The organism is Sphingobacterium sp. IITKGP-BTPF85, from assembly GCF_001006065.1.
Classification (GTDB): domain Bacteria; phylum Bacteroidota; class Bacteroidia; order Sphingobacteriales; family Sphingobacteriaceae; genus Sphingobacterium; species Sphingobacterium anhuiense.
The window spans coordinates 23330-33454 of the sequence record NZ_ASZT02000048.1; the positions used below are offsets into that span (position 1 = coordinate 23330).

General features: G+C 34.7%; 10 protein-coding genes and 1 pseudogene. 5 read left to right on the top strand and 6 right to left on the bottom strand.

What is annotated here, in order from left to right; genetic code table 11:
* Positions 1–4 precede the first annotated feature (4 nt).
* Positions 5–982: a hypothetical protein gene (locus L950_RS11410; protein ID WP_021190792.1), complete on the top strand. Its 978-nt coding sequence runs from the start codon at positions 5–7 to the stop codon at positions 980–982.
* 3 nt (positions 983–985) lie between these two features.
* Here the strand turns inward: L950_RS11410 and L950_RS11415 are convergent, their stop codons facing one another.
* The gene (locus tag L950_RS11415) at positions 986–1852 is read right to left on the bottom strand and encodes a neutral zinc metallopeptidase (protein ID WP_021190793.1); all 867 of its coding nucleotides are present in this window, start codon (positions 1850–1852) and stop codon (positions 986–988) included.
* A 187-nt stretch (positions 1853–2039) separates the two neighbouring features.
* Here L950_RS11415 and L950_RS11420 point away from each other — a divergent pair, with 187 nt between their 5' ends.
* Positions 2040–2507: a PhnA domain-containing protein gene (locus L950_RS11420; RefSeq protein WP_021190794.1), complete on the top strand. Its 468-nt coding sequence runs from the start codon at positions 2040–2042 to the stop codon at positions 2505–2507.
* A 26-nt stretch (positions 2508–2533) separates the two neighbouring features.
* Entirely contained in the window at positions 2534–2620 is an 87-nt protein-coding gene (locus L950_RS32915) for a hypothetical protein (RefSeq protein WP_231577149.1), read from the top strand.
* 36 nt (positions 2621–2656) lie between these two features.
* Here L950_RS32915 and L950_RS11425 read toward each other — a convergent pair whose 3' ends face one another.
* The 3 genes from L950_RS11425 to L950_RS11435 form a co-directional block, all read right to left on the bottom strand.
* On the bottom strand, positions 2657–3325 hold the full coding sequence (locus L950_RS11425; RefSeq protein WP_231577144.1) for a polysaccharide deacetylase family protein: 669 nt from the start codon (positions 3323–3325) through the stop codon (positions 2657–2659).
* Between the two features lie 420 nt (positions 3326–3745).
* Positions 3746–5395, bottom strand: coding sequence for a protein-disulfide reductase DsbD family protein (locus L950_RS11430; protein WP_021190796.1), 1650 nt, complete (start codon positions 5393–5395; stop codon positions 3746–3748).
* Positions 5396–5529: 134 nt separating this feature from the next.
* Entirely contained in the window at positions 5530–6606 is a 1077-nt protein-coding gene (locus L950_RS11435; protein ID WP_021190797.1) for a PLP-dependent cysteine synthase family protein, read from the bottom strand.
* Between the two features lie 191 nt (positions 6607–6797).
* On the opposite strand from L950_RS11435, the gene L950_RS11440 reads away from it, so the two are divergent.
* Positions 6798–7256, top strand: a complete 459-nt coding sequence (locus L950_RS11440; protein ID WP_021190798.1) for an Lrp/AsnC family transcriptional regulator — start codon at positions 6798–6800, stop codon at positions 7254–7256.
* A gap of 74 nt (positions 7257–7330) precedes the next feature.
* On the opposite strand, the gene L950_RS11445 is transcribed toward L950_RS11440, so the two are convergent.
* Positions 7331–7873 (bottom strand): hypothetical protein, encoded by a 543-nt coding sequence (locus L950_RS11445; RefSeq protein ID WP_021190799.1) that lies wholly within the window; start codon positions 7871–7873, stop codon positions 7331–7333.
* Between the two features lie 246 nt (positions 7874–8119).
* On the opposite strand from L950_RS11445, the gene L950_RS11450 reads away from it, so the two are divergent.
* Positions 8120–8509 carry a YchJ family protein gene (locus L950_RS11450; protein ID WP_021190800.1) on the top strand — a complete coding sequence of 130 codons (390 nt, stop codon included), beginning with the start codon at positions 8120–8122 and terminating at the stop codon, positions 8507–8509.
* Between the two features lie 57 nt (positions 8510–8566).
* Here L950_RS11450 and L950_RS11455 read toward each other — a convergent pair.
* Positions 8567–10011 (bottom strand): annotated as a pseudogene (locus tag L950_RS11455) (dicarboxylate/amino acid:cation symporter).
* Positions 10012–10125 lie beyond the last annotated feature (114 nt).

Here is a 10125-nt window from a genome sequence, read left to right on the forward strand (position 1 = left end):
TCGTATGAACTGGGATCGGGTATTTGCTATTCAAAATGAAACAGAATTTAATGAAATTTGCTTGGAAACTTTTTATTTTCAAGTGGAAAAAACAAGCATTTACAGACAGTATGTGCAATATTTAAATAAGAAAATTCATACAATTGATCATTACACGAAAATTCCGTTTCTGCCAATCGAACTGTTCAAATCTCAAAAAATTATAGCTGACAACTTCAGTCCTGAGATGGTATTCACAAGCTCAGGTACAACAGGAATCACCACAAGTAAGCATCTTGTGGCTAAAAAAGAAGTATATGAAAAAAGCTTTCGCACTGCTTTTGAACAGTTTTATGGAAAAATAGACAACATTGCCATTTTGGCGCTACTTCCATCCTATTTAGAACGAACAGGTTCTTCATTGATCTACATGATCAATGATTTAATGCAACATAGTCAACAACCCGAAAGTGACTATTTCTTATACAATCATGAAGAACTTTATCAAACCCTGATAAAATTAAAAGCTAAAGGCACGAAAACCTTGCTATTCGGTGTGACCTTTGCACTGCTTGATTTTATTGAAAAATATGAATTGACATTTCCGGAGTTAATCATTATGGAAACTGGGGGAATGAAAGGAAAACGTAAAGAAATGGTCCGTGAGGAAATTCATGATTTATTATGTAAAAGCTTTCAAGTTCCAGGAATACATTCGGAATATGGAATGACTGAATTGCTATCACAGGGCTATTCATATGGTAACGGGATATTCAGACACCCCAACTGGATGAAGATCTTAATTCGGGAAACAAATGATCCGCTAACTCTTGCTGAAAATAAAAAAACAGGTGCTATCAATGTTATTGACTTAGCAAATCGATATTCGTGTTCTTTTATTGCAACCCAAGACCTCGGAAAAATCTATGATGATGGATCTTTTGAAGTCTTAGGTCGCTTTGATCAAAGTGATATACGTGGTTGTAATCTTCTCGTCCAATAAGTTTTATTTTAAGCTGGGATCTTGAAAGGTATTTCCAGCTTGCATATCACCAGAATCATAACCTTTCTTAAACCAAGCTCGTCTCTGAGCTGAGGTACCATGTGTAAAAGAATCGGGTACCGCATAGCCTTGAGCTTGTGTTTGTAATTTATCATCTCCAACTGCTTCAGCTGCCGCCATACCATCTAAAATATCATTATAGTCAATCTCGATATCAGATAATTTATTAACATGATGTGCCCAAACTCCTGCATAAAAATCAGCTTGCAATTCGGTCATGACAGAAATTTTATTATTTTCAACTTCACTTAGTTTTCCCCTCATGCTGTTTGTCTGAGGTAAAAGTCCCACTAATTGTTGTATATGATGCCCTACTTCGTGTGCTATTACATAAGCCAGAGCAAACTCACCTTTAGCACCAAATTTGGTCGTCAACTCTTGATTAAAAGTTAAATCTAAATAAATTCGTTGGTCGCCGGGGCAATAGAAGGGGCCGTAGGAAGATTTCCCGATGCCACATCCTCCAGTTTCTGTTCCTCCATCATAAAAAAGCAATTCTGTTCCTTTATAAGTTTTCCCCAACTGAGTCTTAAAAAGATTTGTCCACACATCCTCAGTACTAGCTAGGACAATTCTTGAAAAATCAGTCAATTTAGTCTCTTCGGCATTAAGCTCCCGTGGCTGTCCACTCTGCTCCGTGCCCGTCATATTTTGAGCCTGCTGTAATAATTGAGATGGATCTCCCCCCATTAAAAAACCAATTATTAAGACAATAATCCCACCTACACCGCCCAAAGTTAATTTTTGACCACCTGACATTCCTCTCCTATCTTCGAAGTTGTCACTTTTTCTACCTCCTTGCCATTTCATATTGATATAATTTAAGTTAGTTTCAATTAATATTAAATAAGATACACATTTTATCGTGTACAGCATCGCAAATTATATTCCAATTATTAAGCATTTTTTGATTTGTTATGTTAACCTTTTATAATTTAGAATTATAAATATTCATTATGTTTGCACCTAAATCATTTGCAACTTATCCAAAATTTAAATGAAACTAGAAAATCAACTATTCGAGAGAGCGGGAAATAAATGTGAATTGAGTCAAGCAACTGATAATTTAACATTATATACATTGCCCCCTGAGTTACAAGCTACAGCTGAAAACACGATTGTTGTTTGTCAGAAATGTGCCGATCAGTTAAATAAAACTACACAATTAGAAGCTGAATATTGGAAATTCCTACCCGATACCATGTGGTCTGAAGTACCAGCAGTACAGGTAGCTGCGTGGCGCATGTTAAATCGTTTAAAAAACGAAGGTTGGGCTTCTGATGCGTTAGATATTTTGTATCTGGATGACGAAACGTTAGAATGGGCAAAACAAACAGGAGATCATGAAAATGATGGATATGTCGAGTTTCATTTAGATAGTATCGGTCAACAATTATTTGACGGGGATTCTGTAGTCCTTACTAAAACATTGGATGTAAAGGATCTTCAATCCGCGCGACTTTAGGTACAGTCGTGAAGAATATTAGACTTGTGTTCGATAATACAGAACAAATTGAAGGAAAAATCGATGGTCAGACGATTGTGATTTTAACAAAATATTTAAGAAAGCAAAACTAAAAAAATAAGGCTACAATCAAATTGTAGCCTTATTTTTTATTTCTGTTTCGGATAATCACGCATATGTGCAAATTCGTAATTTGGATGTAACTTCAAACTATCGATTAAATCACTTAACATTTTCTGTGCTTTTCTTGTCTGAAACATATCATCATGCATCAACAGAACAACGTTATTCTTCGAAAATGAGGTGCCGTTACGTAATCTATTATTTATCTGACGATATATAAAACTCACCGATTCGACTGGCATACCAGAAGGTTTACCCTTTTTCCATTCACAGTCCCATCCCATAGAGCGGTAACCATTTTGATATAATAGATCGGCAGTACTTGAACCACTTTGCATATCAATACGTTTACGATCTGCAAAGTACCAAATATTACGTCCTGGTAGACGGACAATCTTATGTTTAAGATTCAGTTCTTTTTCATTTTTATCAAAGTCCTCATACGCTGATTCTGCGTTGCTATAAAAATAAGTAAACTTATTATTTGCATGATTGTAACTGTGATTATAACAATCCACCAGCGGATTGTTCATATAACGTTCATAATATTTATGCAAACCCTTACTCATTCGGTCATGCTTTCCAATTAAAAAAGCATTAATCTTTATATTCTTAGCTGTAGCTATTGAATCAATAAATTGACTGCCATTTAAAGGTCCATCATCAAAAGTCAAATAAATATAACGAGGAGACACAGAGTCGGTTAATAATTTCGCCGTATCAACTTCATGATGAAGAATACTCTTTTTACCCTTTACAGCAATTGTATCCTTTTTAATCTCTTTCTCGACAGTATCTTTATTTAAATCATCGATATCATCTATACTATCAACAGTTCCAATAGTAACCGAATCTGTCTTTTACTCCCACCTTCATTGCACGATTGTAATGCAAGAGATGTTACCGATAATAATCCAAGGAACAACCCCAGATTGAATGCTTTCTTCATGTTATAATTCACTATTAACCCTACACATAAACCACTAAAGCTGCTATTTGATAGCTAATGATTTAAACGATGTAAAAGTAAGATTAAATTTAACAGAAATCCAATTTTATGAAACCTTTTTTCTTTTGGAATAAAAACATTTTTTCATCAAATGAGTCCTATTATACTATTTGATCAAAGAAAATGCTTTCAAACCTTCATTTAAATAAGCTAGATAAGTAGTAGCATCATAATCAGCACCTTTTGGTTTAACCAAAACCTGACGGTTTGCAGGATTCATAAGCACATAAAAAGGTTGTGAATTGGATTCAAACTGACTCGATTGTAAATAACTCCACTTACTTCCAATTGTCTTCAACAATTTTCCCGAACTCGTTTTTTGTTGATCTTCAATAGCAAGCTCAGTGCGGTCATCAACATAAAGTTGGATGATAACGATATGATCTGTTAAAAAAGAGCGGACTTGAGGATCTGTCCAAACAGTAGCTTCCATTTTCCTACAATTTACACAAGCATGGCCTGTAAAATCAAGCATAACCATTTTATGATGGGTTTTAGCATATTGTAAACCCTCCTCGTAATCAAAAAACACATTTAAGCCAAGCGGTGCATGAAATAAATCTGAATATTTGCGTTTAGAAACGTCTGTTACATGCGATCCACTAATCAATGAGCCTTGATTTAAATCAAAGTCCTGCGTGCTTTGTGGTGGTAGAAAAGCAGATATTGATTTTAAAGGAGCACCCCATAATCCAGGAATCATGTATACCGTAAATGATAGTACAATAATAGCTATGAAAGTACGGATTACTGACAAATGTAGCAGATTACTGTCATGAGAAAATTTGATTTTTCCAAGTAAATACAGTCCCATTAAACCAAATATAACAATCCATAAAGACAAAAAGACTTCACGGTCGAACCAGTTCCAGTGATAAGCTAAATCAACATTAGAAAGAAATTTCAATGCAAATGCCAATTCTAAAAATCCTAAAACAACTTTAACACTGTTAAGCCAACCACCTGATTTAGGCATGGCTTTCATAGCACTAGGAAATAATGCAAAAAGAGCAAAAGGTATAGCTAATGCAAAAGAAAATCCAAACATACCTACAGCCGGACCTAACAAAGCTCCACTTGTAGCTGCCTGTACCAATAAAGTTCCGATAATAGGTCCAGTACAAGAAAAAGATACTAAAGCTAAAGTTGCTGCCATAAAGAATATACCAGCCCATCCGCCTTTATCAGATTTTGCATCCATCTTATTTACCCATGAACTTGGTAAATTAATTTCAAATGCACCCAAAAAAGAAGCTCCAAAAGCAACCAACATTAAGAAAAAGAAAAAATTAAAGACACCGTTCGTTGATAAAGCATTAAGGGCATCCGAACCAAAAATCATCGTTACCGCTAAACCAAGAACAACATAAATAACTATGATAGAAATTCCATAAAACAAAGCACGAATAAAAGATTGCGATTTATTTTGATTTCCCTTTGTGAAGAAACTAACTGTGAGCGGTAACATGGGGAAAATACAAGGCATTAATAGGGCAGTAAAACCGCCTAATAATCCTGCTAAAAATATTCCAAGTAGAGATTCACTACTTGCATGCTCTTCTGTTGTGATTACAGCCGTAGTTTTCTTATGATTCTGTGCAGTATCAACAACTACAGAATCAGTCGAAGCTTCAGAAATACCACCATCAACGAACTCCAGTTCGTCCATCTTTAGTAAAGTATCTGCCTCCTGAGCGTGCGCAAAAGCTGGAAGAAGAACTATTAAAAGTAATAATTTTATGATAAAACTTTTCATAAATAATTAAATTATTATGCCGAGTGACAGGTTACAAATTGGTTAAACCTAATTACAATGGGAGAAATCCCATTGTAATAGATTCTATTTAAAATAAACATAGTGCCTAATATGCGATTAGGCTGAAACAAACTTTATATCGATTCAGTATTAAAAAGAGATTTTGCTAACCTACTGATAGGCTTAAATCCAGTGAAAGAGAGATCTGTTGAAATATATCCAGCTGCTACAGGTTGTTCTTTTACTAAATCTGTACTCAAATATTTTTTATTATCGTCGCACAATAAGGTGACAACAACAGCTTCTTTCCCTAATTGCTCTTTTAATTTAATTGCTCCAATCACATTCGCTCCTGAAGAAATCCCTACGGCCAAGCCCAATTCTTTTGCTAATTTTTGGGCCATTATAATAGAATCACCATCTGAAGCAGAAACGATCTCATCCAACTCGTCCATTTTCACAATAGCCGGAATAAATTCATCTGATATACCTTGAATACGATGCGAGCCAACCTTATATCCGGTTGACATCGTAGGACTTTCAGCTGGTTCCAAAGGATGAATCTTTACATGAGGATTTAAGCTACGAAGATGACGGCCTACTCCCATAACCGTTCCTCCTGTGCCTACACCAGCAACAAAAGCATCTGCAACTAAACCTTGTGAGGCTAACTGTAAACCAATTTCACGACCGGTCGTTAATTCATGAGCTTCGGCATTGAATTTATTTTCAAACTGTCTGGGCAAAAACACCCCTCCTTGCTGCGCTAGTTTCTCACTTAATTCAATACTCCCCAAAAAACCACCGTCTTCTTTACTAACCAATTGAATATCTGCACCCATACTTTTTATAATATCGATGCGTTCTTTACTCAACCAATTGGGCATAATAATTTTCACTTGATGTCCTAAAGCTTTACCAATAGCAGAAAAAGAAATACCTGTATTACCGCTAGTAGCTTCTATAATAACATCGTCAGGCTGAATTTGACAATTCATGTAAGCTTTATACATAATATATAGCGCCATACGGTCTTTGATACTCCCTGTAAGATTATAATTCTCGCATTTCACATAAATCCTCCCAGCTTTCCCTTTATATGAGTATTGCAGCTCTAGCATAGGCGTGTTACCTACTAAACACCATAAATGTTTAAATCTACTATCAAGCTCGGGAGACAAACATTTACTAAACATCAATTCGTTATCCATGATTTATTATTTTAAACAATATCAGTCTACAATCATTTGAAGATCTAATATTATCAGCAAAATTGACATAAAACAAAATAATATTCACTACATAAAGATTAAATCAATAAATTTTATCTAAATAATGATATATTTAAGAAATATTACAGAATCAACCAATTCATTACATTCATATCAATAAAAAATACAAAATGATGCTTGATGAAACCGACACCAAACTATTAAGAATTTTACAGCATGACGCTACACTTAGCAATAAGGAACTAGCATTTAGATTGCATAAATCTATCGCCGCTATACATGAGCGTGTAAAAAAACTGAAACAACAAGGCTATATTAAAAAAACTGTTGCTATTCTTGACCGGCAAAAAATAAACATGGGTCTGATATCTTTTTCACAGGTATTCTTAAAAGCACATACAGCCGAGGTTTTAAATGAATTTGAAAAAGAAGTTGCTAAATTTCCGGAAGTTATGGAATGTTATCAGATGGCTGGATCCTATGATTTTATGCTTCGAATAGCAACTAAAGATATGCAGGCCTATCACGAATTTTTAAGATACCGCTTAGCCGTACTCCCACATGTGAACACCGTACAAACCTATTTTGTTCTATCGGAAACTAAAAGTGAAACAGCTTATCCGATTTAAAAAAATAGTTTTAATTAAAAAAGGGAGAAAACTACAGCTTCCTCCCTTTCAATTAACATATAAAAAACTATTCACTATCTTCTTCCATGTCCCTCACCTCTTTCTGAGTGACGATCGTGGCCTCTTTTATCATTTCTCTTGTCCGATTTTCTATGCTCCGATCGATCTCTATGATTTTCATGTCGCTCGACACGATGATTATCATAACGGTCATTGTGACGTGGACGATCATAATTACTTCTATGGTCTCTTATACTTACCTGATTTCTGCGATGAGCGTAATGACCATAATCTCTTCTGTACCGATCGTGATGTCTCCAGGGATCTCTATCATTGACAACTACTTTATAGGTATTATAAAAATTAAAGTTACGATATCGACTAGGCAAGCTTCTACTGGTAACCCATCTTCTACCATGATAATGCGTATACCGACGATTGATTACATCATAATATACATTAATTTCTGGAATATAATAATACCGTACGTAATCATACCCCACTGGGCCCCAAGAAGGTTGATTACCAATGTTAATACTCACATTAACTTGTGCAGCAGCAGGTTTAACAAAAAACAAACCGCCAACTAAAACCGTCAAATAAACTAATTTTTTCATACCTGCTCCTCCCTTTATTTATGTTTTTCAATTATTTATAGGTAGGACTCTATATTTTATAATAAGATTAATGAAAGGTTGTTAATATTTGTTAAAACGTTAAAATAAACTCAATATCAACGTGTTAAAATATCAATTTAACAATTATAATCCAGCTAAGAAATTCCTAAATATTTATATAAACACGATTCATTTAAAAAGAAAAAATCATTATTTACTTTTGTCCTATATTTAAATCATAATACGTTGACAAAACAAAATACAATTTGCCATTGTGGCAATTCACTTCCTTACGAAAATTGTTGCAAAAAAATTCATTTAGACCAAAAAGAAGCTAAAACTGCAGAACAATTAATGCGTGCAAGATATAGCGCATTTGTTGTTCAAAATATCGAGTTTTTATATACAAGCTTTCATTCTGAAACACGCAAGTTTCAAAACAAAATAGAAATTGCAAGATGGGCAAAGGAATCAAAATGGATGCAGCTCCGCATTTTATTTAGTAATTCTAATATTGTCGAATTTGAGGCACATTACTTGGATTCCGAGCTGAATTTACAGATTCATCATGAAAGATCCACTTTCAAACAAGTGGATGGAATCTGGTATTATGTCGATGGTAAGTTTATTTCATAAAAAAGGGATCTTATATTTGTTATAAGATCCCTTTTCTGGCTTTTAAAAGATATAATACTATCCCTCTAATTCCGGTTGGCCATGATCATCTCTATATGGGGCCTCTTCGTCAAACTCCCCCTCCCATTTAGCAACAACAACTGTAGCTAAACAATTACCGATCACATTGACCGAAGTTCTGGCCATATCCATCAACTCGTCAATTCCTAATATAGCCGCAATCACAAATGTTGGTAAACCAAATTGATCTGCAGTAGCAATTAATATAATTAATGATGCTCTGGGAACTGCGGCAACCCCTTTAGAAGTAATCATTAATGTAAATGCGATCATTAACTGCTCTCCAAAAGTCAAATGAATTCCAGCCGCTTGAGCAACAAATATCGCTGCCAAAGATAAATACAATGATGTTCCGTCCAAATTGAAACTATATCCGGTAGGAATAACAAAAGACACAATCTTACGAGGTACTCCAAATTTTTCCATAGCAGACATAGCCTTGGGCAAAGCTGCATCAGAACTTGTCGTCGCAAATGCAATAGAAACAGGTTCTTTAATCGCATTAATAAACTTTAATATAGGGATTTTCAGATAAAGTGCAACAGGCAACAATACAAAAGTTAGGAAACCTAATAATGCTAAATACAAAGTTGCTAACAACATGAATAGATTTTTCAGAATATCTACCCCCAAATGACCAACTGTAAAAGCCATTGCGGCACCAACTCCGATTGGAGCAAAATACATGATTAAGTTCGTAAACTTAAACATTGTTTCTGAAAGGCTTTCCGTAAAATCAACCAATGGTTTTCTTTTCTTTTCATCAACCATTGCTAATCCAATACCAAAAAGAACTGAAAACACCACGATCTGTAAAACTTGATTGTCATACACTGCTTTTACAATATTTTCAGGAAAAAGATCTCTAAAAAATGCCGTAAACTTATAAACAGGATGAACATGGTCTGGTAAAGTTTCTAAAATCTGTGCGTCATTACTTATTTGCGTTTTTGGCAGTTCTTCATGAGGCATATGTGCAACATCAACACCAACTCCAGCTTTAGTCAGATTTATAGCCCCAAGGCCAATAAAATAGCGCAAGTCGTAGCACAAAAGAAATACAGCATAGACTTCCAGGCCATACGACCAACCTGTTTCAAATCAGAATGACCTGCAATACCATAAACTAACGTTGCAAATAAGATCGGTCCTACGATCGTCTTCACCAACTTAATGAAACCTTTACTTAGCGGTTGCAATGATATGGCAATATTTGGAAAATCTAAACCCACAAAAATACCCAAGATCATACAGGTCAAAATCCAAGTTGTTAGATTCTTCCGAACAAGAGCATTAACAATCAACACAGTAGCAACAATCCATCTTACTGCCATTAAAAATGATGGAGAAAAATTGACCCAACTAAATTCGTAACATATCGCAATAAGTGCAGCAATTGTCACCGAAACAAGGGTAATTAGCCCCATTTTTGATTTATACATCGGCAAACTTTTTATAAGGTAAAGTACAAAAATAAAAAAATACTAGGCTTTCACAAATATTAATATGGCGGATTATAATAACAGCAAATTTATTGGATACTTGAAGACATAAAA